This is a genomic window from Rhizobium sp. NZLR1b (genome assembly GCF_019685155.1).
Taxonomy (GTDB): Bacteria; Pseudomonadota; Alphaproteobacteria; order Rhizobiales; family Rhizobiaceae; genus Rhizobium.
The window spans coordinates 255,004-276,948 of record NZ_JABDWC010000007.1 but is presented as its reverse complement, the minus strand read 5'-3'; the positions used below and the strand labels follow the sequence as shown (position 1 = coordinate 276,948).

At 62.5% G+C, this 21,945-nt stretch carries 27 protein-coding genes, 1 tRNA gene and 1 riboswitch; of the genes, 12 read left to right on the top strand and 16 right to left on the bottom strand.

The features are described 5' to 3' along the window. Positions 1–357 precede the first annotated feature (357 nt). The 3 genes from HJB84_RS13520 to HJB84_RS13510 all read left to right on the top strand — a co-directional run bounded on the left by HJB84_RS13520 (position 358) and on the right by HJB84_RS13510 (position 3,590). Positions 358–1,557, top strand: a complete 1,200-nt coding sequence (locus HJB84_RS13520; protein ID WP_207582781.1) for an aspartate aminotransferase family protein — start codon at positions 358–360, stop codon at positions 1,555–1,557. 37 nt (positions 1,558–1,594) lie between these two features. Continuing rightward, positions 1,595–2,509, top strand: coding sequence for an ornithine carbamoyltransferase (gene argF / locus HJB84_RS13515; protein ID WP_007633567.1), 915 nt, complete (start codon positions 1,595–1,597; stop codon positions 2,507–2,509). Positions 2,510–2,597: 88 nt separating this feature from the next. Further along, entirely contained in the window at positions 2,598–3,590 is a 993-nt protein-coding gene (locus HJB84_RS13510; protein WP_207582783.1) for an Hsp33 family molecular chaperone, read from the top strand. A gap of 145 nt (positions 3,591–3,735) precedes the next feature. Here the strand turns inward: HJB84_RS13510 and apaG are convergent, their stop codons facing one another. Both apaG and HJB84_RS13500 read right to left on the bottom strand, forming a co-directional pair. After that, on the bottom strand, positions 3,736–4,128 hold the full coding sequence (apaG, locus tag HJB84_RS13505; RefSeq protein ID WP_007633565.1) for a Co2+/Mg2+ efflux protein ApaG: 393 nt from the start codon (positions 4,126–4,128) through the stop codon (positions 3,736–3,738). Between the two features lie 265 nt (positions 4,129–4,393). After that, positions 4,394–5,578 (bottom strand): O-succinylhomoserine sulfhydrylase, encoded by a 1,185-nt coding sequence (locus tag HJB84_RS13500; RefSeq protein ID WP_221116138.1) that lies wholly within the window; start codon positions 5,576–5,578, stop codon positions 4,394–4,396. A gap of 43 nt (positions 5,579–5,621) precedes the next feature. Continuing rightward, a riboswitch (SAM riboswitch) is annotated at positions 5,622–5,700 on the bottom strand. 73 nt (positions 5,701–5,773) lie between these two features. On the opposite strand from HJB84_RS13500, the gene HJB84_RS13495 reads away from it, so the two are divergent. After that, positions 5,774–6,868, top strand: coding sequence for a 2'-deoxycytidine 5'-triphosphate deaminase (locus HJB84_RS13495; RefSeq protein WP_207582785.1), 1,095 nt, complete (start codon positions 5,774–5,776; stop codon positions 6,866–6,868). A gap of 58 nt (positions 6,869–6,926) precedes the next feature. Next, positions 6,927–7,000 (top strand) — tRNA-Gly (locus HJB84_RS13490). 28 nt (positions 7,001–7,028) lie between these two features. Here the strand turns inward: HJB84_RS13490 and HJB84_RS13485 are convergent. After that, positions 7,029–7,307, bottom strand: coding sequence for a hypothetical protein (locus HJB84_RS13485; protein ID WP_221116137.1), 279 nt, complete (start codon positions 7,305–7,307; stop codon positions 7,029–7,031). Positions 7,308–7,365: 58 nt separating this feature from the next. Then, complete coding sequence (locus HJB84_RS13480) at positions 7,366–7,668, bottom strand: hypothetical protein (protein ID WP_221116136.1); 303 nt, start codon at positions 7,666–7,668, stop codon at positions 7,366–7,368. On the opposite strand from HJB84_RS13480, the gene HJB84_RS13475 reads away from it, so the two are divergent. Then, complete coding sequence (locus tag HJB84_RS13475; protein ID WP_221116135.1) at positions 7,667–8,047, top strand: VOC family protein; 381 nt, start codon at positions 7,667–7,669, stop codon at positions 8,045–8,047. The two genes, HJB84_RS13480 and HJB84_RS13475, sit on opposite strands and share 2 nt — an antisense overlap. Before the next feature lie 199 nt (positions 8,048–8,246). Here HJB84_RS13475 and HJB84_RS13470 read toward each other — a convergent pair whose 3' ends face one another. Then, positions 8,247–10,241: a methyl-accepting chemotaxis protein gene (locus HJB84_RS13470; protein WP_221116134.1), complete on the bottom strand. Its 1,995-nt coding sequence runs from the start codon at positions 10,239–10,241 to the stop codon at positions 8,247–8,249. 539 nt (positions 10,242–10,780) lie between these two features. On the opposite strand from HJB84_RS13470, the gene HJB84_RS13465 reads away from it, so the two are divergent. Further along, positions 10,781–11,656, top strand: a complete 876-nt coding sequence (locus tag HJB84_RS13465; RefSeq protein ID WP_221116133.1) for a transporter substrate-binding domain-containing protein — start codon at positions 10,781–10,783, stop codon at positions 11,654–11,656. A 26-nt stretch (positions 11,657–11,682) separates the two neighbouring features. Here the strand turns inward: HJB84_RS13465 and HJB84_RS13460 are convergent, their stop codons facing one another. The 5 genes from HJB84_RS13460 to HJB84_RS13440 all read right to left on the bottom strand — a co-directional run bounded on the left by HJB84_RS13460 (position 11,683) and on the right by HJB84_RS13440 (position 14,839). Next, positions 11,683–12,096: a tellurite resistance TerB family protein gene (locus tag HJB84_RS13460; protein WP_207582819.1), complete on the bottom strand. Its 414-nt coding sequence runs from the start codon at positions 12,094–12,096 to the stop codon at positions 11,683–11,685. Between the two features lie 81 nt (positions 12,097–12,177). After that, the gene (locus HJB84_RS13455; protein ID WP_207582820.1) at positions 12,178–12,885 is read right to left on the bottom strand and encodes a thermonuclease family protein; all 708 of its coding nucleotides are present in this window, start codon (positions 12,883–12,885) and stop codon (positions 12,178–12,180) included. A gap of 11 nt (positions 12,886–12,896) precedes the next feature. Then, a complete protein-coding gene (locus HJB84_RS13450) occupies positions 12,897–13,586 on the bottom strand; it encodes a helix-turn-helix transcriptional regulator (protein ID WP_207582821.1) in 690 nt (229 codons plus the stop codon). A gap of 115 nt (positions 13,587–13,701) precedes the next feature. Further along, on the bottom strand, positions 13,702–14,349 hold the full coding sequence (locus tag HJB84_RS13445; RefSeq protein WP_207582822.1) for a response regulator transcription factor: 648 nt from the start codon (positions 14,347–14,349) through the stop codon (positions 13,702–13,704). Positions 14,350–14,440: 91 nt separating this feature from the next. Beyond that, entirely contained in the window at positions 14,441–14,839 is a 399-nt protein-coding gene (locus HJB84_RS13440) for a hypothetical protein (RefSeq protein ID WP_207582823.1), read from the bottom strand. Positions 14,840–14,957: 118 nt separating this feature from the next. Here HJB84_RS13440 and HJB84_RS13435 point away from each other — a divergent pair, with 118 nt between their 5' ends. Together HJB84_RS13435 and HJB84_RS13430 are read left to right on the top strand one after the other, a co-directional pair. Continuing rightward, complete coding sequence (locus HJB84_RS13435; protein WP_221116132.1) at positions 14,958–15,311, top strand: DUF952 domain-containing protein; 354 nt, start codon at positions 14,958–14,960, stop codon at positions 15,309–15,311. Beyond that, positions 15,308–16,396 carry a quinone-dependent dihydroorotate dehydrogenase gene (locus HJB84_RS13430; RefSeq protein ID WP_207582825.1) on the top strand — a complete coding sequence of 363 codons (1,089 nt, stop codon included), beginning with the start codon at positions 15,308–15,310 and terminating at the stop codon, positions 16,394–16,396. Before HJB84_RS13435 ends, HJB84_RS13430 begins: the two co-directional genes overlap by 4 nt. Here the strand turns inward: HJB84_RS13430 and HJB84_RS13425 are convergent. Genes HJB84_RS13425 through HJB84_RS13415 form a run of 3 tightly spaced genes read right to left on the bottom strand, consistent with a single transcriptional unit; the run spans position 16,372 to position 18,512 of the window. Further along, the gene (locus HJB84_RS13425) at positions 16,372–17,718 is read right to left on the bottom strand and encodes an MATE family efflux transporter (protein WP_221116131.1); all 1,347 of its coding nucleotides are present in this window, start codon (positions 17,716–17,718) and stop codon (positions 16,372–16,374) included. The two genes, HJB84_RS13430 and HJB84_RS13425, sit on opposite strands and share 25 nt — an antisense overlap. 28 nt (positions 17,719–17,746) lie before the next feature. Beyond that, complete coding sequence (locus HJB84_RS13420; RefSeq protein WP_207582827.1) at positions 17,747–18,244, bottom strand: CAP domain-containing protein; 498 nt, start codon at positions 18,242–18,244, stop codon at positions 17,747–17,749. Position 18,245: 1 nt separating this feature from the next. After that, positions 18,246–18,512: a DUF6460 domain-containing protein gene (locus tag HJB84_RS13415; protein WP_221116130.1), complete on the bottom strand. Its 267-nt coding sequence runs from the start codon at positions 18,510–18,512 to the stop codon at positions 18,246–18,248. Positions 18,513–18,811: 299 nt separating this feature from the next. Between HJB84_RS13415 and HJB84_RS13410 the strand changes: the two genes are divergently transcribed. Further along, the gene (locus HJB84_RS13410) at positions 18,812–19,744 is read left to right on the top strand and encodes a class I SAM-dependent methyltransferase (RefSeq protein WP_207582828.1); all 933 of its coding nucleotides are present in this window, start codon (positions 18,812–18,814) and stop codon (positions 19,742–19,744) included. Positions 19,745–19,805: 61 nt separating this feature from the next. Here the strand turns inward: HJB84_RS13410 and HJB84_RS13405 are convergent, their stop codons facing one another. After that, entirely contained in the window at positions 19,806–19,955 is a 150-nt protein-coding gene (locus HJB84_RS13405) for a hypothetical protein (protein ID WP_207582829.1), read from the bottom strand. Between HJB84_RS13405 and HJB84_RS13400 the strand changes: the two genes are divergently transcribed. Beyond that, on the top strand, positions 19,954–20,592 hold the full coding sequence (locus HJB84_RS13400) for a YitT family protein (RefSeq protein ID WP_207582830.1): 639 nt from the start codon (positions 19,954–19,956) through the stop codon (positions 20,590–20,592). The genes HJB84_RS13405 and HJB84_RS13400 overlap by 2 nt on opposite strands. 98 nt (positions 20,593–20,690) lie before the next feature. Next, a complete protein-coding gene (locus HJB84_RS13395; RefSeq protein ID WP_207584407.1) occupies positions 20,691–20,858 on the top strand; it encodes a hypothetical protein in 168 nt (55 codons plus the stop codon). Between the two features lie 67 nt (positions 20,859–20,925). Here HJB84_RS13395 and HJB84_RS13390 read toward each other — a convergent pair whose 3' ends face one another. Further along, positions 20,926–21,387, bottom strand: a complete 462-nt coding sequence (locus HJB84_RS13390; RefSeq protein ID WP_207582831.1) for a carboxymuconolactone decarboxylase family protein — start codon at positions 21,385–21,387, stop codon at positions 20,926–20,928. A gap of 21 nt (positions 21,388–21,408) precedes the next feature. Then, positions 21,409–21,909: an Rrf2 family transcriptional regulator gene (locus tag HJB84_RS13385; RefSeq protein WP_207582832.1), complete on the bottom strand. Its 501-nt coding sequence runs from the start codon at positions 21,907–21,909 to the stop codon at positions 21,409–21,411. Positions 21,910–21,945 lie beyond the last annotated feature (36 nt).

The window sequence follows — 21,945 nt, the reverse complement described above, 5'->3', positions numbered from 1 at the left end:
CAAGAAACGCTTGATCAATTTTGGTGACTAGTTCCGCCGCATGCAGTCTAGTAATTGAACTTTAACCTAGTGTGAGCGTGACTCCGTGACAAGAGTCGCATGAATCCGGATGAATCGAATTCGGAGTTTTCCCCAACTTGCTGCCCCAGCGTGTCATTTCTGCAATAAAGCCTGTTGAAGGTCGAAAACACCGCTGTACAACCTTGCTGCATGCGCTAAGGGCGCAGTTTTGTTGACATTGCAGCGCGAAAAGGAAATAGTACCGCTGGCCGCCGCAAGGCGGCATTTTTAATTTTTCGGGCCTGGTTTTCTTAGCCGGAGTCCGTTGCTTGATAACTCTGATCGGGAGACCGCGCCATGGCTGAAGCCGCGCCGCTTTATGACACCTACTCTCGTGCCCCGCTGCGGTTCGAGCGAGGCGAGGGCGTGTGGCTGATCACCGAAAGCGGCGAACGTTATCTCGATTTCGGCGCCGGTGTTGCCGTCACCTCGGTCGGCCACGGCAATCCGCATGTGGTCGGCGCGCTGAAGGAGCAGGCCGACAAGGTCTGGCACCTCTCCAACATCTATGAGATCCCCGGCCAGGAGCGTTTGGCCAAACGGCTGACCGACGCCACCTTCGCCGACAAGGTGTTCTTCACCAATTCGGGTGCTGAAGCGCTCGAATGCGCGATCAAGACGGCGCGCCGTTATCAGTTTTCCAACGGCCATCCCGAGCGCTTCCATATCATCACCTTCGAGGGCGCCTTCCATGGGCGGACGCTCGCGACAATCGCCGCCGGTGGCCAGGAGAAATATCTCGAAGGCTTCGGCCCCAAGGCGCCGGGTTTCGATCAGGTGGCGTTCGGCGACATCGAAGCGGTCCGCGCCGCGATCACCGATGCGACGGCGGCAATCCTCATCGAGCCGGTGCAGGGCGAGGGCGGCGTGCGTCCTGCCACCCCCGAATTCATGAAGGCGCTTCGCCAGATTTGCGACGAAAACGGCCTGCTGTTGATCCTCGACGAGGTCCAGACCGGCGTTGGCCGCACCGGCAGGTTCTTTGCCCATGAATGGTCGGGCGTCACGCCCGACATCATGGCGGTTGCCAAGGGCATCGGCGGTGGGTTCCCGCTCGGCGCCTGCCTTGCTACTTCAGAGGCCGCCTCCGGCATGAAGGCCGGCACGCATGGCTCGACCTATGGCGGCAATCCGCTCGCCATGGCCGTCGGCAGCGCCGTGCTCGACATCATCCTCGCCGATGGCTTCCTCCAGCAGGTGCGCGACGTAGCACTCGTCTTCCGCCAGGGCCTCGCCTCGCTGAAGGATCGCTATCCCGATGTGATCGAGGATATCAGAGGCGAGGGGCTGTTGCTCGGCATCAAGGCTGCTATTCCCTCGGCCGAATTGCTGCAGGCGATCCGCGCCGCCCATCTGCTCGGCATACCCGCCGGCGATAACGTCATCCGCCTTCTTCCGCCCCTCGTCGTCACCGCCGAGGAAGCCCGAGAGGGCCTTGACCGCATCGAGCGCGCCGCCGAGAGCATTCGCGCCGCGAAGGTCAAGAAAACGGCTTGAAGAGATTGCCGCCTTCGGGCGCAGCACAGGTAAGAACATGGCTCCCAAACATTTCCTCGATCTTTCCGCGGTCACCTCAGCCGATCTCAGAACCATCATGAACGATGCGCTCGCCCGCAAGCAGGCCTTCAAGGCCGGCACGGGCGACAAGCCGCTCGCCGGCAAGATGCTGGCGATGATCTTCGAGAAGCCGTCGACGCGCACCCGCGTCTCCTTCGATGTCGGCATGCGCCAGCTCGGCGGCGAAACGCTGTTCCTGTCCGGCACCGAGATGCAGCTCGGCCGCGCCGAGACGATCGGCGACACCGCCAAGGTTCTGTCGCGTTATGTCGATGCGATCATGATCCGCACTACCGAGCATTCGCGCCTGGTGGAGCTTGCCGAACATGCGACCGTGCCTGTGATCAACGCGCTGACGGATGACACCCATCCCTGCCAGATCATGGCCGATATCATGACCTTCGAAGAGCATCGCGGCCCGATCAAGGGAAAGACCATCGCCTGGACCGGCGACGGCAACAATGTGCTGCATTCGCTGGTCGAAGGCGCCGCCCGCTTCGGCTATCGCATGAACATGGCGGTGCCCCTTGGCTCGGAGCCTAAGGATCACTATCTGAACTGGGCCCGCAATGAGGGCGCCGAAATCATGCTCTGCCATGATGCCGACCGTGCGGTCGAAGGCGTCGATTGCGTGGTGACCGATACCTGGGTCTCCATGAATCAGGAACATCGGGCCCGGGGTCACAATGTCTTTCAGCCTTACCAGGTCAACGCGGCCTTGATGGCCAAGGCCGGCAATGATGCATTGTTCATGCATTGCCTGCCCGCTCATCGCGGTGAGGAAGTGACGGACGACGTGATCGATGGTCCGCAATCCGTGGTCTTCGATGAAGCGGAAAACCGTCTTCATGCGCAGAAGTCGATTCTTGCTTGGTGCCTGGGCGCGATCTGAACCATAATCGGACGCCGCGTGCGAAAAACGCGTGGCCGCGCGAGCGAAGAGCACCCTGTCCTTTCGCTTGAAAACTAGGAGTGAATCCATGGCAGAAGCTGCAGCCGCCCTCGGCCAGTTCGATTTCGCCGGCGATGACCATGTCGTCCCCTTTCAGGTGGACGGGCTGGATGTGCGCGGCCGCGCCGTCCAGCTCGGCCCGATGCTCGACGCGATCCTCGAGCGCCATCATTATCCGGCCCCTGTCGCCCGGCTGCTCGCCGAAGTCGTCGTGCTGACGGTGCTGCTCGGCACCTCGCTGAAGTTTGACGGCAAGTTCACCGTGCAGACCAAGGGCGACGGCCCGGTCGATCTTCTCGTTGCCGATTTTTCGACGCCGGAAAATGTCCGTGCCTATGCCCGTTTCGACCAGGCGCTGCTCGACAAGGCCATTGAAGCTGGCGAAACCGAGCCGGAGCAATTGCTCGGCCACGGCGTGCTTGCCTTCACCATCGACCAGGGCAAGTTCGGCCAGCCCTACCAAGGTATTGTCGCGCTCGACGGCACCACGCTCGAGGACATTGCCGGCGTCTACTTCCGCCAGTCGGAGCAGATCCCGACGCGCGTGCGTCTGGCCGCGGCCGAACTCTTCGATCGCGACGATGAAGGCCAGCCACGCCATCGCTGGCGGGCAGGTGGCCTTGTCGCCCAGTTCCTGCCGGAAGCGCCGGAGCGCATGCGTCAACCGGATCTCCACGGCGGCGACGGCGACACCGGCAGCCGCCCGCATAGCGAGGACGATTCCTGGGCCGAAGCGCGTTCGCTGGTCGAGACCATCGATGCGGATGAACTCACCGATCCGCTGGTTGGCACCGAGCGGCTGCTGTTCCGCCTGTTCCACGAGCGCGGCGTGCGCGTCTACGAACCGCGCGCCGTCTTCGATCGCTGCAGCTGTTCGCGTGACAAGATCAAGGGCGTGCTGAAGGGCTTCTCTGCCGAGGAGATCGAGGCCAGCCAGGAAGATGGCGAGATCGCTGTCACCTGCGAATTCTGCTCGACCACCTATCGCTTCGAGCCGGTCGAACTTCAGCCGGCCGAATAGGCTCGGTTGGCCCCTGATATCTGCCCCTCACCCTAACCCTTGCCGGGGTCGAGCCACCGGTCTCGACCCCGGTCGGTGCCGGCAGGCGGATGAGGGGCCGGTGTCGGCAATCTATCAAGCGGGCAAAATGATTTCGGGCCGGCCTTCAGTTGAGCACGCGCAACAACCCCGGTGAATCCAGCGAGAAGGCGGGAATGTCGACATCGAAGGTGTCGCCTTCGTCCGTTTCCATCTGGTAATGGCCGAACATCAGCCCGGAGGGGGTGTCGAGTGGGCAGCCGGAGGAATATTCGTAGGTGTCGCCGGGGCTGAGCCGCGGCTGTTCGCCGACGACGCCCGGACCGGTGACCTCGTCCACCTGTCCATTCTGGTCGGTGATATTCCAATAGCGATTGACCAGGCGAACGGCGATGCCGGAATTGTTGCTGATGACAATCCGATAGCCCCAGACATAGCGATCGTCGTCCGGATCGGATTGCTCCTCCAGATAGAATGGTTCGACGACGACTTCGATATCTTTTGTGAGGGCGCGATACATGCCTTGCACCTTAGTCAAGATATGTTACCCGTATCTTATAAGAGGCCCTGCCCGTCAAGAAACGGAACGTTGATCGTCACTAAAACGGTCGTGATCGAAGTGTTTCGATCGTTAAGCCTAATTGTCGGTGTCAATTCCACTTCCGAACGCCGGCGCGACCGAGCTTGTTCCCCCGGCCTCAACCTGCTGAGGTCCGGCGAGCCGAACGCCGGTGAGGTCTGGCGAGCCGAACCCCAAGCGAGGTCCGGCCGCCAATATCCCTGGATCAGGCCGAGACCTTGGCAAGCGCCTTGGCGAAATCCTCGATCAGGTCGTCGGTATCCTCGATGCCGGCCGAAAGGCGGACCGTACCCGGGGAAATGCCGAGTTCGGCGCGCGCCTCCTCCGACAGGTTCTTGTGGGTGGTGGTTGCCGGATGGGTGATCAGGCTCTTGCTGTCGCCGAGATTGTTGGAAATCTTGATGATATCGAGCGCGTTCTGCAGCGCGAAGGCGGCTTCCTTGCCGCCCTTCAGCTCGAAGGCGACGAGGGTCGAGCCGCCGGTCATCTGCTTGGCGATGATATCGGCCTGCGGATGGTCCTTGCGGCCGGGATAGATCACCTTGGCGACCTTGCTTTGCTCGGCCAGAAAATCGGCGATCTTCGCCGCATTCTCAGTCTGCTGCTTCACGCGCAGCGGCAGCGTCTCGATGCCCTTCAGCAGCGTCCAGGCGTTGAACGGCGACATGGCCGGGCCGGTGTGGCGGAAGTAGTCGTGCAGATTCTCGTCGATCCAGTCCTTGTCGGCCAGCACCACGCCGCCGAGGCAGCGGCCCTGGCCGTCAATATGTTTGGTGGCGGAATAGACGACGATATGGGCGCCGAGCTCCAACGGCTTCTGGAAAAGCGGCGTGGCGAAGACGTTGTCGACGATAACCTTGGCGCCGATCTGGTTGGCGAGCTTGGCAACACCTGAGATATCGACCACTTCGAGCGTCGGGTTGGTCGGGCTTTCCAGGAAGAACACCTTGGTGTTCGGCCGGATTGCCTTTTCCCAATTTGCAAGATCCCGGCCGTCGACCAGCGTGCACTCGATGCCGTATTTCGGCGCCAATGTCTCGACAACCCAGCGGCAGGAACCGAACAGCGCGCGCGCCGCGACGATATGGTCGCCTGATTTGACCTGGCAGAGCACCGCCGCGGTGACGGCCGCCATGCCGGAGGCGGTGGCGCGGGCGTCTTCCGCGCCTTCGAGCATGCACATCCGCTTTTCGAACATGTCGTTGGTCGGGCTGCCGTAGCGGGCGTAGATGTAGCCTTCCGTCTCGCCCTTGAAGCGGGCTTCGGCCGCCTCCGACGTGTCATAGACGAAACCCTGCGTGAGATAGATTGCTTCGGACGTCTCGCCATATTGCGAACGCAAGGTTCCGCCGTGGACGAGTTGGGTTGCCGGGCGCCAGGTCTTGCTCATGCCATCACCTTCACATAACAAAAAAACCGGTCGCAAAAGCAGACCGGTTTTCAACCCGGTCTTTTTAGCCACTTGTTTAACGTGGCTGCAAGCCGACCGGCCAAATCACCACGGGATAATTCTGCAATACTGCTGTTAGCTGCTTGCGTCAATTCCCCGAGTTTGGTTTTGTCGGCGGCAAATGATGGATGAGGCATGATGGCTCGTGAAACGGGAATTCTGGCGGACGGCGCGATATCAGCGCTGTTTGAAACGGGTCGTCTGATCTCCGAACGGGAGCTGGACCGCGACCAGATCCAGCCGGCAAGCCTCGATTTGCGCCTGGGCGCCAAGGCTATTCGCGTGCGCGCCAGCTTCATGCCCGGCCCCTCGCATCTGGTGGCCGACAAGCTCGACCGGCTGAGCCTGCATGTGGTCGACCTTTCCGAAGGCGCGGTGCTCGAAACCGGCTGCGTCTACATCGTGCCGCTGATGGAGAGCTTAGCGCTGCCGGCCGACATGTCGGCCTCGGCCAATCCGAAGAGCTCGACCGGCCGGCTCGATATCTTCACCCGCGTCATCACCGACTATGCCCAGGAGTTCGACAAGATCCCGGCCGGTTATTCCGGACCGCTCTATCTGGAAATCAGCCCGCGCACCTTCCCGATCGTCGTACGCCGCGGCTCGCGCCTGTCGCAGATCCGCTTCCGCGTCGGCCATGCTTTGCTCAGCGAGCCGGAGCTGTTGAAGCTGCATGAAAGCGAGACGCTGGTCGCCAGCAAGCAGCCGAATGTGTCCGGCAGCGGCATCGCTCTGTCGATCGACCTCGCCGGAGACGAAGACGGCCTGATCGGCTATCGCGGCAAACACCACACCGCCGTCGTCGATGTCGACAAGAAAGCCCAGCACGACATCTACGATTTCTGGGAACCGCTCTATAGCCGCGGCCGCAACGAACTGATCCTCGATCCCGACGAGTTCTATATCCTCGTCTCGCGCGAGGCCGTGCATGTGCCGCCGGATTATGCCGCCGAAATGACCCCGTTCGACCCCTTGGTCGGCGAATTCCGCGTCCATTATGCCGGCTTCTTCGATCCGGGCTTCGGCCATGCGCCGGCCGGCGGCCGCGGCAGCCGCGCCGTGCTCGAAGTGCGCAGCCACGAAGTGCCCTTCATCCTCGAAGACGGCCAGATCGTTGGCCGCCTGGTCTACGAACACATGCAGGAAAAGCCGACCAGCCTCTACGGCTCCGGCCTCGGCTCCAACTACCAGGCCCAAGGCCTCAAACTCTCGAAGCACTTCCGCATCTGAGACTTCCCGGCTGCCGCGACTTGACAGCGGCCCCCATCTGTTGGAAATCTCAGCTATCGCGGGTGTAGCTCAATGGTAGAGCAGCAGCTTCCCAAGCTGAATACGAGGGTTCGATTCCCTTCACCCGCTCCAGCTTCCCGCACGCGAAGCCGACCAACACCTAATCCCCAAAGAACCGGATAGGCTTATATCGGCGGTGCGCGATGATCAGGCTCCGGTCGGGCTGGATGATGTAGGTTTCCTCCACCTGCTGGCCGTACTGGTCGATGAAATCATGCGGAAAGGCCGAGCCGATGGGTGATTTGGTGAGCTTGGTGCGCGGCTGGCCGTTATAGGTGATGCTGCCCGGGATCGGCTCCATGCCGGGGCCGCTATAGCTAGCGGTGCTGCAACCGGTGAGAATGAGGGTGCCGATGAGGCCGATGAGTGCGGGTTTCATGTCGATCCCTTCCGATGCCGGCGACGACGCGATCTTACTCTCTATTGGCGCCGGCGCATCACGCAAACGGCATGGCCGGTTTCAATCCTTCGAGAAGCACCGCTTGGAATGGCGTGATCGTGTCAGCGCTTCCATTGCCGAAACCGGCGCCGTCTGCTAGATCGGCAGTGTCGAAAAAGGCAGGATCGGTTGAGGTAAGCCCGATCCCTTCCGCTGGAGCGTCAAGAGCGCTCTGACGAAGCTCTGCTCCGTGGCCCATGGCACGAGAACCCGCGACGTGATCCGCACCAGATGCGGGATCCCGGCGGCGTGCGGAGACGGCAAAAGGCAGTCCCGGGATTTTTTGAACGGAGACTGTCATGCGCCTGAACCATCTCGATTTTCACGTACCCGATATCACTGCGACGGCGGATTTTTTCATCCGCCATTTCGGCCTGACGCTTAAGGATATGCGCGGCCAGAACGGCTTGGCGATCCTTGCGGACGATGCCGGTCTCGAAATCGTCCTCAGTCACGCCATTGCCAAATTCGGCACCGCCGACCAGGTTGAACTGCAGCGCCAGACCTATCATATCGGCTTCATCCTGCCCGAAAGGGCGGATGTCGATAGGGTGCATGCCGGGCTTTTTGCCGCCGGCGCGGCGCTCTCCGGCCCGCCGGCCGCCATGCGCGGCGGCTGGCTGTTTTATTGCACGGCGCCGGGGAATATCCTCGTCGAGGTCGGCTCGCGGCCGGGTTAGCGAGATCCCAAAAGACCTTCTCCCCGCTAGCGGGGCGAAGGGGAAGAGCTGCAACCTCTCCGTTCCTCGCTAGGCTCGCGCCTGGCACGTCCCCTCGCCCCGTTTACGGGGGTCCGAAGGACGGGTCGAGACCAGCGGCTCGACCCCGGTTGAGTGAGGGTGACGGGCAGGCTTCGGGCGTGAACTGGACAGCCGTGGCTCAGAACTCCGTCCAGTCGCCATCCTGGCTTTTCGGTGCGCTGTTGCCGGCGTTAAAGGCGTTGGCGATTTTTTGGCCGAGGGCGCGGGCTGGCGAGGCGGCCGGGCGGGCTGTGCCTTCGCGAGCGACGCGGATCGGGGCTGTTCTGACGGCCGGGCGCGGGGTAGCGCGTGGGGCTGCGGCGGCAATCGGCGCACTGGCGGCAAAGCCGCCGGTGCCCGTCAGCCTGAACTGGCCGAGCAGGTTGTTCAGCGCTGTCGCTTCCGTGGCGAGGCTGTGGCTGGCGGCCGTCGACTGCTCGACCATCGCCGCATTCTGCTGCGTGCCCTGATCCATGGTGTTGACGGCGGTGTTGATCTCCTGCAGCCCGATCGACTGTTCGCGCGAGGCTTCGGCGATGGCGTGGACGTGTTGGTTGATTTCCTGCACCTCCTGGACGATCGAATCGAGCGCCTTGCCGGTTTCGCCGACCAGCGAAACGCCGGTCTGCACATGCGTGCCGGAGTTGGTGATCAAGCCCTTGATTTCCTTTGCCGCCTTGGCGGAACGTTGGGCGAGTTCGCGCACCTCCTGGGCGACGACGGCAAAACCCTTGCCGGCGTCGCCGGCACGCGCAGCTTCGACGCCGGCGTTCAAGGCCAGAAGGTTAGTCTGGAAGGCGATGTCGTCGATGACGCCGATGATGTTGGAGATTTCGCCCGAGGATTTTTCGATCTGCTGCATGGCGGAGACCGCCTTGCGGACGATGTCGCCGGATTTTTCGGCCCCGAGGCGGGTGCGGGCGACGAGCTGGCTCGCCTCCTCGGCACGCTTGGCGGCGTCGCGCACCGTCGTGGTGATCTCCTCCAGCGCCGCCGCCGTCTCTTCGACGGAGGCCGACTGTTGTTCCGTCCGCCTGGAAAGCTCGTCTGCGGAAGACCGGATCTCGTTGGCGCCGGCGCCGATCGCCCGGGCGTTGGCGCCGACCGTATGCAGAGTTTCGTTGAGCTTCTCGACCGAGTTGTTGAAATCCTCGCGCAGCGCATCGAGATGCGCGACGAAGGGCTGGTCGATATGCGAGGCGAGATCGCCGGCGGCAAGACGGCGCAGGCCGTCGCCGAGCGCGGTAACTGCGCCTTCGAGTTCGGATGCTTCACGGGTTTTCTGCGCGTCGCGTTCACGCCGCTCGCCGTCACTGAGGTTACGGTCAGCTTCGGCCCGCGCCTCGATCCGCCCGCGCTCGATCGCATTGTCGCGGAAGATCGACACGGCCTTTGCCATCTGGCCGACTTCGTCGCCGCGGTCGAGCCCGCTGACCTCGCTTGTGGTATCGCCTTCGGCAAGCCGAGTCATGCGCAGGCGCAACTGCGTCATCGGGCCGGCAATGCCCATCTGGGCGACGACGACGCTGAAGCCGACGGCGAGCAGCACGGCAATGCCGATCAGAACGAGACAGAAGACGATCCGCCCGTTGACCGAGGCCGAAAGCGCGTCGCCGCCGTCCTTGAGCATCGCCATCATCGCATCATTGTTGGCGATCATCTTCGGGGTCAGCGCATTGAGCTTGGCATTGATCAGGGCAACATTCGCCAGCGCCCCGGCGCTGTCCTTGGCTTTGCTCTGTTCGATGATCTTGTTCGCCAGCGTTTCGATCTCATCGATGCCGGCCTGGATGTCATCGATCGCCGCTTTGCGGCTGGGAACCAGCGCCAGCGCATCTTTCATCCGGTCACGGGCCTGCGGCAGCTTGCTCGGTGTGGCGAGCGCTGTGGCGAATGCCGGCGTATCGGGCTTCATCTCGGCCAGCAGGGTTACCTGCAGCACCGAGGCCACCACCGAGGCGCTGGCGCGCGCGCTCTGCATCGAGGCCAGCGCTTCATGATCGATGAAGGCGCTGTAGGCGGCATCCGCACGGCGGAACTCGGCAATGACATAGATCAGCCCGGCCATCGTGATCAGCCCCAAGAGCACCACGACCGATATGATTTTCGTGCGGATTTTCAGATGCTTCAACATGGAAATGTCACCCGGTTGACCGGGCGTCGCACGCCCGGTGCTTTGAAATCAATTGTTGCAAACGGAGCGCCGCGTAAGTGCCGCGGCTCAGGGATTATGGCGGGGTTGACGCATGCATCATGCAATCGGCCGGCGGGTCCGTGTCGTCGCCACAAATAGAGGCGATATTCTTTAATTCCGCGCTAACGGCGGGGCGGCATACCCACGATTTTTAGCGCCCGAATTATCGTCTTCAATGCGTTGCCATGGCTGCCCGATCTGCGCTGATGGCTGCCCCTCACCCTAACCCTCTCCCCGTAAACGGGGCGAGGGGACATCCCACGCGAGGCGTCGGCGAGGTCGCGGCATATCCCCTTCGCCCCGCAAACGGGGGTCCGAAGGACGGGCCGAGACCCGTGGCTCGACCCCGGTCGGTGCCGGCAGGCGGATGAGGGGCGGATGCGGCACGATCCGTCGCATGCATATTCCCCGTCCCGCATGACTCTGCTACATCTCGCCGACACCGCACGCTTCGCGCTTAACCCGAGATCAAGATCACGATGATGCAATCCAAGTTGGCATCCCTGGCTGTGAAGGGTTTTCTCGTATTCGGGCTGTTTCTGCGCGTGCTGTTTTCGGGTTTTGCCGCATCCGCTCAGCAGGCTGCACCCTCGCTGCCGCTGCTTTTCGATGCCCGCGAACGTCTGGCGAGGCCCGATCTCTCCTCGCTGGTCCGCTTGCGTTTCCTGACCTCGGTCGATTTCCCGCCGTTCAATTTTACCGATCAGAACGGCAAGCTTTCCGGTTTCAACGTCGATCTCGCCCGCGAGATCTGCAGCGAGCTGGAGATTTCAGACAAGTGCCAGATCCAGGCGATCCCTTTCGCCGATCTGAAGGATGCGCTCGCCGCCTCGCAGGGCGATGCCGTCATCGCCGGTCTTGCCGTGACGCCTGAATTGCGCCGGCAATTCGTCTTCTCCCGGCCCTATCTGATGCTGCCGGCGCGCTTCGTGCGCAATCTCGCCGTACCGCTCGACGGCAAAACGGCGGCCGCGCTTTCGGCTCACCCGGTCGGTGTGGTCAAGGGCACGGTGCACGAGGCGATGCTGGCCGCCTTCTTTCCCGCGATCAAGGCGCAGACCTTCGACACCAAGGACGCCCTGCTTGCTGCGCTTAGGGAGCGCAAGGTCGATGCCGCCTTCGCCGATGCGCTGCAGCTTTCCTTCTGGGTCTCCTCGCCGGCCTCGGCCAAATGCTGCGCACTGTTCGACGGCCCCTATCTCTCCGAGCATTTCCTCGGCGAGGGCATGACGATCATGCTGCGGCAGAAGGACAGCGTGCTGACGTCAGCCATCGACCACGCGCTCGCCACGCTGTCGCGCAACGGCCGTCTGCAGGAAATCTATCTGCGCTATTTTCCCTACGGGCTCTACTGACATGCATAAAAACAAAGACTTAAGGATCAGCTCTTGCGGAAACGGGCTATCGCACTGCGCTCGATCGCCGCGCAGGTCAGCTTGTCGAGGCCGAGCCGGTCGCGCAGCAGGCTGAGCAACCGCAGTTCTTCCGCCTTGACCGAAAGATCGGCGGAAGCCACCTCGACGGCCAGCGCATAGGCGGTGTCGTAGAGCTTGACGGGCAGGGTGTCGCGCACGGTTTCGAGAACGACGTCGAGGCCCTCAGGTCCGGAAAGCAGCGAGGCGCAGTCGCGCGCCACCGAAATCAGCTTGTCGTCATCGAAATCCCGGAAAACCGGCAGAAATCCGATCAGTTGGCCGATCCTTTCCAGCTCCCTGTCGTTCATCGTGCTGTCGACGGCAGAGGCCATCACCATCACGTAGATCAGCGCATCATGGGCGGAAAGCGGCTTGTTCATCTCTGATTCCTTTTTCGATCAGCGGAGATTAGGAATTGGCAGCCGCCATTACAAGGGATCGGTCCCCGTCATGACCGCCAGTTATCTCCGGCGCGGATCGTCGCCGTAAAGCCCTTTTCCAGCCTGCCTGGCTTTCTCGGCGGCCGATGCAAGCGGCGAACCCGCCGCGACTTCAGCCCAGCCGTTTTCGGCAAGCCATGCGCCGAGATCCTGCGTGCCGAGCCGGCATGCGGTCGTCGCCATTTCCTTCCATTCGGCCGGATCGATATCGCAGGCGATGCTGCGATTGCGCAAAAGTTGGCGCAGCGCCGTCTTCGCCATCATGCCGCAGGGCCATTGCCGGCCCGCCGGCCCGCATATCCTGTCGGCCGGCGTCGGCACGACGCCGGCGAGCTGAAGCCTGCGCTCGCCGAAGGACAGCATGCCGGCATTTTCGACCGCCGGCCGCGTCAGCTCCATCGGCTTTTTCGCGGAAGGATTTGCGGCTTGCCCGGCGGCGGTCTCAGCTGGTGGTGCGATATCGGCGGGTTTGGGCGCCGTGCCGTCGGCTGGCCGAGGGGAGGGAGGAGCCGGCGGTTGCGCCGAACGGGCGATCACTTCGGCCCGGTCGTCCGACATCGCAGCCGGTTCGCCGGCTTGCGCGGCGGGATCCACCGAAGTCGCCGTCTCCTCTGCCGACACGCTCTCTTCCCCGGCCGTGCCGCCGCGCAGCCTTGTTTCGCCCGCCATCAGCAGGCCGGCCACCACCGCCATTCCCGTAAGACCTGTGAACAAGGCGGCAAGGCGCATGGAATATCTTCCTATTGACTGGCCCAGATGATGCGGGCGATCCAATCGACGTCGGAAAGCTCGAGTGTTCGGTTGGCATGTTCGGGATTGAGCGACATCAGCTCGATCGATCGCGGGCTCTGGCGCAGCAGCACCTTGGCCATCACCTCGCCCGCGCATGTGCGCACCACGACGCGGTCGTTGCGGCGCACCTGCGCACCCGGCGCGACGATCAGCACGTCGCCGTCGCGGTAGAGCGGCATCATGCTTTCGCCCTGCACCTCAAGCGCATAGACGCCGGATTTCTGTGTCGGGGCCGCCGGAAATTCCACCACATCCCAGCCATGGCCGGCCGGAAAACCGCCATCGTCGAAAAAGCCGCCGGCGCCGGCCTGGGCGAAGCCGAGCAGCGGAATCGAGCTTCCCTGCGGCGGAAAGGCGTCGTCAGGCTCTCCGGCAAGCTCTCCGGCCAACTGCTTGGAAAGACCGGCATCCGGCCGCAGGAAGACAAGGAACTGTTCCATGCTCGCCCCGGTCGCACCGAGCACCTTGGCGATCGATTCCGTCGAGGGCCAGCGCAGCCGCCCATCGGCGGAAAGCCGTTTCGACTTGTTGAAGGAGGTGGGGTCGAGCCCGGCGCGGCGCGCAAGACCGGATGGCGTCAGGTCATGCCGTTCGGCAAGCCTGTCGATCGCTCCCCAGATCTGGTCGTGTGACAGCATATGCGCCCGATTCCGTGCGGCTCGTGCCTGCCGCGCTTAAACCAGGCCGAATATTAACCGACCGTGCCGCCTGAGTAAAGGTAAATGAGGAATAAAATCCTGTTATTGAAAGTGCTTAGGCGACCATCGCCATATTGATCTTGCCGAGCTGGATGACCGCTTGGGTGCGGCTGTCGACATCGAGTTTCAGCAGGATCGCCGAGACATGCGCCTTGATCGTCGCCTCGGAGACGCCGAGTTCATAGGCGATCTGCTTGTTCAGCAGCCCTTCGGCCAGCATGGTCAGCACCCGGCTCTGCTGCGGCGTCAGCGTATGCAGGCGGTGGATCAGGTCGGCGACATCGGGATCCTGCTCCTGGCCGTCGCGATAGTTTTCCGGCGTGGCGATATCGCCGGCAAGCACCGTCTGGATGCTGCGGCGAATGCCCTCGATGCCGGAGGATTTGGAGATGAAGCCGGAAGCGCCAAGTTCCAGCGCCCGGCGGATCGTCGTCGCATCGTCGCTTGCCGAGACGATGATGATCGGCAGGCTGGCGAATTCGGAGCGCAGCGCCATCAGGCCGGAAAAGCCGCTGACCCCGGGCATGGCGAGGTCGAGCAGCATTAGGTCGGCGTCCGCATGGGCGCCTGCGGCCGTGCGCGCAGCGGCGAAATCGCCGGCCTCGACGATCGCCTGCCGGCCTTCCATGCCGATCACCGCCTGACGCAGCGCATCCCGGAAAAGCGGATGATCGTCCGCAATGATGATGGTCTGTTCGTGCATCGAAAACTCCCTCCCAAGAGCCCGATCATTGCCGGCGCGCGAACGCCATCCCTCCGCGTTCATGCCGGCTTTCTCATGGGATTATATCAGATCAGGTCTTCTGCGGAAGGGGATTGGCGTTTTCATCAGCCTGGAACTCCTTCACCATCCCCATGAAACTCTTCATCATCTTCTCCATGATGCTGATCGAGCGGTCGACTTCGGCATCGCTCGGCAGCGCGCGCTGGATGGAGCCGCCTTGCTCCAGCTTCGTCACCCGCTCGGAAAGCCGGTCGAGTTCGTCCTCATAGGCCGCCCGTTCGTCGGCCGCCATCCGGCAGACGAGGGCGCCGTCCTTGTCCTGGCAGATCGACATTGCCCCGGTCTGCCGGTCGAGCCGCACGAAATGGTCGCCGCTCTTTTCCAGCTGGAACCGGCTTGCATCGGGTTCGGCCGCCGCGGCGCCAAGCGGCAGGAGAAGAACGCTAAGCGTGAGAACCAAAATCTTCATCGTCTCATCCTCCGGAATTTGTTTCTGCCGGTCCCGTTTTTGAGTGCTGGGGCGTGGACATCGCCGCCTCTTTCCGGCAAAGCGCTGGTGATCGAGGACCAGCAATCGCGAGGCCATGATGAGCGTGACACCGACCCTTTACAAGATCGTGACGGAAACGCTCTGGCAGCAAGCCAGACAAACCGGCATTTTTCATGGCGCCGGCATCGATCTGAAGGATGGCTTCATCCATTTCTCGACCGCCGATCAGGTGAAGCAGACCGCGGCGCTGCATTTTGCCGGCCACTCCGGGCTGCTGCTGATTGCCGTCGATGGAAGGGGTTTTGGCGACAAGCTGGTGTTCGAACCCTCGCGCGGCGGCGATCTCTTCCCGCATCTCTTTGCCGACCTGCCGCTGGCCGCCGTGCTCTCAGAAGTACCGCTGCCGCTCGACGAGACCGGCGCCCATGTCTTCCCGGAGCTGCAGCCATGATCGATCCTTTCAAGCGTGTCGCCCGCAAGGGTCTCTTCCTGTTCGATCCGGAAACGGCGCACGGCATGTCGATCGCCGCGCTGAAATCCGGCCTGGTGCCCGCTTGCCAGCTCACCCCCGATCCACGCCTGCGCCAGACGGTTGCCGGCCTCGTCTTCGACAATCCGCTCGGCATGGCCGCCGGCTACGACAAGAATGCCGAGGTGCCGGAGGCGCTCTTGAAGCTTGGTTTCGGCTTTACCGAAATCGGCACGGTGACGCCGAAGCCGCAATCCGGCAATCCGCGGCCGCGCATCTTCCGCCTGGTCGAGGATGAAGCCGTCATCAACCGCCTCGGCTTCAACAATGAAGGCCATGAGGCAGCTTTCGGACGCCTTGCCGCGCTGAGCGGCAAGGGCATGGTCGGCGTCAATATCGGCGCCAACAAGGACAGCGACGACCGCATCGCCGATTACGTCGCCGGCATTCGCCGCTTCCATTCCGTCGCGCGTTATTTCACCGCCAACATCTCTTCGCCGAACACGCCGGGCCTGCGCGACTTGCAGGGCCGTGAAAGCCTCGCCGCACTGCTGTCTGCCGTGCTTGCGGCGCGCGACGAGGCAGCAGTGACATCCGGCCGCAAGGTCCCGGTCTTTCTGAAGATCGCTCCTGATCTGACCGAGGAAGGCATGGACGATATCGCGGCGGAAGCGCTCGCGCATGCGCTGGATGGTCTGATCGTCTCCAACACCACGCTGTCGCGCGACGGTCTCAAGGATCAGCGCCAGGCGAAAGAGACAGGCGGCCTCTCCGGCGTGCCGCTGTTCGAAAAATCGACGGCCGTGCTCGCCAGGATGCGCAAGCGCGTCGGCCAGGCTTTGCCGATCATCGGCGTCGGTGGTGTCTCCTCGGCCGAAACCGCGCTGGAAAAGATCAGGGCGGGCGCCGATCTCGTCCAGCTCTATTCCTGCATGGTCTACGAAGGGCCTGGTCTGGCCGGCGATATCGTCCGCGGCCTCACCAAACTCCTGGATCGCGAAAAGGCCAACTCGATCCGCGACTTGCGCGACACCAGGCTGGATTACTGGGCGGCCCGAAATGCCTGATCGGCCCGCGGCTTGACCAGTATTGCCAGGAAAAAGCCGCGGAAGAGCAGGAAGGCGTTCATTGCCAGCCAGAGGCCGTGATTGCCAAAGAGCGGGACGAAGACGGCGAGCATCAGGAGATAGCCAGCAAAGGACATCAGCATCCGGTTGCGCATCTCGGCCGACCATGTGGCGCCGATGAAGACCCCGTCCATCAGGAAGGCGAGCGCGCCCGTCAGCCCGGTCACCGCCGCCCAGGGCAGATAGGTCTCAGCCGCCTGTCGCACCTCCGGTGAGGTCGTCAGCACCGAGATCAGCCAGGAACCGGCGAGGAAGAAGAAAGCCGAAACGATCGCCGCCAACCCGAAGGACCACAAGGTCGTCAGCTTCAGCCCGCGGTCGAACGCCGGCCGGTAGCGCGCGCCGATCGCCCGGCCGGTGATCTGCTCGGCGGCATTGGCGAGCCCGTCGAGATAATAACTGGAGAGCAGAACGAAATTCATCAAAACGGCATTGGCGGCAAGCGTCACCGCGCCGAAATCGGTGCCGATCCGCGTCATGATGGTGAAGGCGCCGATCAGCACGAAGGTGCGGATCAGGATGTCGCGGTTGAGCGCGAAAAGCTCAGCCAGCCGGCGCCGGGAAAAAACCTCGGACCATGCTGGCCGCTCCGCCTTGGCAAAGCCGCTGAGCACGATGAAAAGCCCGGCGAACGCGCCGGCCGTCTCGCCGGCCATCGTACCCCAGGCGACCCCCGCCACGCCCCAATCGAGCGTCAGGCCGAGATAGATGGACAGCAGGATGTTGATGCCGTTGATGATCGCCTGCAGCAGCAGCCCGATCTTGCCCTGTCCGCGCCCGAGCACGAAGCCAAGGATGGCGTAATTCGCCAGTGCTGCCGGTGCGGCGAGGATGCGGATCGAAAAATAACTGCTGGTCGCCTCGGCGATCGCTCCGTGCGCGCCCATCAGCCTCAACCCGGCCGCGATCAGCAGCGGCGAAAGAAAAAGCAGCGCCAATCCGCAGCCGAGCGCCGAAATCATCGCCCGGGAGAAGATCGCCTGCTGCTCGTGCCCATCCCGCCGGCCATAGGCCTGCGCCGTCAGACCGGTCGTCGAGGCGCGCAGAAAGTTGAAGCTGCCCATGATCAGATCGAACAGCATCGCGCCGATCGCCAGCCCCGCAAGTGCTTCCGGGTCACCCATACGGCCGACGACGGCGGTATTCGTCAGCCCGAGCATCGGCGTCGTCATGAAGCCGAGCGTCATCGGAATGGCGATCGACAGCACCAGCCGGTGCGTCACATCGAAAGCGAACCTGTTGTCGTTGCTGCGCGTATCCATGATGGCCTTATCTCGAGGCCGAATCACCTCAGCTGGACAACACCATGGCCCAATAGGGCAGGTTCCTGGAAGATACATTATGGGCGACGGCGACGCCGAGGCCGTCATAGCGCCCGAGCATGTTTTCCAGATGATGCGGCGAGTTGATCCAGGCCGTCACCACGGCATCGACGCTCTGCTGGCCGGCGGCGATATTTTCAGCCGCCGGCAGCTGGACGCCGCTCGCCTTGACCCGCGCCCCGAAACTGTCGGTTAGCCCCATCAGATGCGCCATCTTGCCGGCACTCGCCATGCGTTTGGCCTGGAAGAGAGCAGCCGTGCTCGCCGCCGGATCGGGGCTAAGCGGCGGCAGACCGTTCTTCGCCCTCAACTGGTTGACGAGCGGCAGCACGCTCGCCGTTTCGTCCTCGCCGTTGGACGGCGTGCCGGCAAGGTGCGGGGTCGTGGTGCAGCCGGCGATGCCGGCGGCAAACGTGAGTCCGGAAAGGATGAGCAGGCTGCGCCTGGAAAGGTCGATCGATGTCATGTTACCGGCGATAGCTGAAAAGGCGAAGGATGACGAAGAGCGGGATGACGATCGTCGCCCCGACGATGAGGTAGTCGCCGACGCGCCCGAGCGCCGAGAAACCCCGATGCCAGATTTCCAGGATGAAATCCCGGAACCCATAGATGATGTTCCACGGCGTCAGGCCGAAGACTGTCATGACGAAACCGACGATCAGCGACACGACGATAAGCTTTATCAATGTGCGGGCGAAGGAATCGCCGAGGAACTTGTTCACCTGATCGGACATGCGCCATCTCCTGTTTGCCCTTGGAATAAGGTTGCGGCGTACCGCCCGCAAGCCCTTTCCGGGATTGGCCGCTTCGCCTGTGAAATAGGACTTGAGTTTTTTTGTGGCCGCAGCCAAATGCGGGCTGGCGCATCGGCCCGAAAATCGGAATCGATTTTCGGAAAGCACGATGCGCGGATTGAAAGTGTTACAGCGTCCTTTGCGCGTCTTAAAAGACGCGCGGCGCTGTAACGCATGTCGCGCAAAAGTGTGGAGCGGTTTTGCGATAACGACATGCGTAAAAGTCAACAGGTCTAATTATGCAGCCCCACCAGCTTTCCTCAGGCGATGTCATCGCCGACCGCCGTGCCGATTACGCCCGCATGCTCGACGAAGGCGGTGAGCCCGAGGCGGCGGCCGAGCTGATGGAGCAGGCGCTCGAACTCGTGCCCGGCTGGGCCGCCGGCTGGTATCGCCTCGCCACCTATCGCGAAAAGGCGGGCAAGGGGGAAGCCGCGATCGGGGCCTATCGCAGCACGCTTGCCCTCGATCCCGAAGACATTTTCGGCGCCGCACTCAAGCTCGCCCTGCTCGGCGATAGCGCCACACCCGACCGGCCGCCGAGCCGCTATGTCGAGCGCCTGTTCGACGACTATGCCGACCGTTTCGAATCGGCACTGGTCGAAAAACTCGATTACAGCGTCCCGCAGAAGCTCGCAGCCCTCGTTAACTCCACCGGCAGGCATTACCAATTGGCCGTCGATCTTGGCTGCGGCACCGGTCTGCTCGGCTCGGAAATCCATGGCCGTGTCACCCGTCTCGAAGGCTTCGACCTCTCGCAGAACATGCTGGCCAAGGCCGCCGAGAAACACGTCTATGACAGTCTCGCCCAGGCCGATCTGTCGCTCGCGCCCGATCTCTCCGGCCTGTTTACCGATGCGGCGCGACATCGCGCCGACCTGGTGACGGCAGCCGATGTGCTGATGTATCTCGGCAATCTCGAAAGCGTCTTTGCCATCGTCGAAGACCTCGCCGCCGCCGGCGCCGACATCGCCTTTTCCGTCGAGGATGCGGGGGAGGGCGACGGCTTTCATCTCGCGCCATCGCTGCGTTACGCCCATTCGGAAGCCTATGTGCGGAAGCTGCTCGCCCGTCACGGCCTCGAAATCCTCAAAATCACCAAGACGGTCATTCGCAAAGATGGCGGCAAACCAGTTGCCGGCATTCTGTTTCTTACGCGCAAGCCGGCGTGAGCGAACATTTCTTGCGATGTTTTTATAGGTCAGCATTGCTTACCTATTTCGCTTGATCGGCTCACTGAAAAACCCGATACTGCACCGCATCGGCAGCGAGCCCAGCGATAAACGCCAAGGCGCTCAAGCTCATTTCATTACGCAAAATTTCGCCGCGCCCGGTGTTCTCCGGCGTGTTCTTGAACTCGTCTGCCGTGGAGACTGGCGACATGACACAGCTCATCAATGCCCTTGGCGGCTTCTGGAATGCCAGCGCCACGCGCCATGCCCCGATCGAAGACGTGCAGGGCATATTCTCCGGCAGCCTCGTCGCCGCCCTCGGCCTCTACGTGCTCGCCAGCGCCGGGCTTCTTACCGGCAGCACGGCCGGCGTGGCCTTCCTTTTGCATTATGCCTTCGGCGTCAATTTCGGCCTTGCTTTCTTCCTGCTCAACCTGCCGTTCTTCTGGCTGTCGTGGAAGCGTCTCGGCATGGGTTTCACGATCAAGACCTTCATCGCCATCGGCCTGACTTCGGTGCTTGCCGACGTGCAGTCGCGCTTCTTCTCCATTTCCAGCATCCATCCGGCCTGGGCGGCCCTTCTCGGCGGCCTGCTGCTCGGCTTCGGCGTACTGGCGCTCTATCGCCACCGCGCCAGCCTCGGCGGCGTCGGCATTCTCGGTATCTACGTTCAGGAGCGTTTCGGCATCCGCGCCGGCCTCGTCCAGCTCGCCATCGACCTCTGCGTGCTCGCCGCCGCCTTCCTCGTCACCACGCCGCCGGTCGTCTTCTATTCCGTGCTCGGCGCCGTCGTCCTCAACCTTTTCGTCGCCATCAACCACCGTGCCGACCGCTACATCGCACTCTAACATTACAAATCGGTAAGCCATTCTAAACAAAACGTAACTTGCCTCTGCTCAGCCATGACGCGACACTTCTTCCCGCGCCGGATTTGATGAGGTGAGTTATGTCAGATTTGGAAAAGCTTGTAAGACGCCGCATGCAGGAAGAATACGCCAAGGGCGCTTCCGCAGAGGAAATCGCGAAAGTTGTCCGCGACCTCTTCAATAGCATCGACCTCTCAGGCCCATCGCCTGATGCCGTTGCCGTGCGGGCCACTCCGAATTACGAGTGACCTTATATTCAACCGACCCGAGATTTTCGGGTCGGTCGCCGGGATGGTTCCCTTAAGCAGAAATTGATCACGCTGCCTTGACTGCGGCATCGATCGGATGCTGCGAGCGGAAGCCGACGGCAAGTCGGTTCCAGATATTGATCGCGCCGATCGCCACGGTGATCTTCGTCATTTCCTCCTCGGAAAAATGCGCCTTCAGCGTCTCGTAATCGGCATCCGGTGCACCGGTTTTGGCAATGTTGGTCACGGCGTCGACCCAGCCGAGCAGCGCCCGTTCGCGGGTGTCATAAACTGGTGATTCCCGCCAGACACACATCAGGTTGATCCATTGCTCGCTGAGCCCATCATGGCGGGCTTCCTTCACATGCATGTCGACGCAATAGGCGCAGCCGTTGATCTGCGAAGCGCGCAGCTTGATCAGGTGGATGAAGCGGCGCTCGAGCCCGGAGGACTGGACGTACTGCTCGAGCGCGACGATCGCCTTGTAGGCATCGGGGGCGGCTTTTGCGAAGTTGAAACGCGGTTGCATGATCTTCTCCTTGGTTATGGCTCAGCGAGCCGTCTTGCGTTCATGGATTTCAAGGAAGGCGCAGCCTCGGGCTGCGATCGATCCGTCGTCGAGGGCCGTCAGTTCGATGCCGAGGTCGGCAATGCTGGTCTTGGCGAGTTCGGTCCGATAGACCCGTTCGGCCCGGAGCATCGCCGCGCTGATGTTGCAGGGCTTGGCGAAGAAGCGATCGGCGACCGGGTTCGGCCCGCGCTGGCGGATTTCGGCGCAGCGGAAAGCCGGCGCCTGTCCCTCGACCGCAAGCAGGATGTCGAGCAGCGAGATCTCCTCGGCCGCCTTCGCCAGCCGGTATCCGCCTTTCGGCCCCGGCACGGTATCGAGGATGCCGGCGCCTGACAGCGCCTGCAGATGTTTCAGCAGATAGCTCGTCGAGACGCCGTGGAACTCCGCCAGTGCTGCGGCCGAAAGCACGCCGCCTTCGGAGAGGCCGGCAAGCATCGCGACGCTGTGAATGGCCTGCTCGACTCCATCGCTCATCTTCATCGAAGCATCTCTCCAATTCGTGGATAAAAAATATCC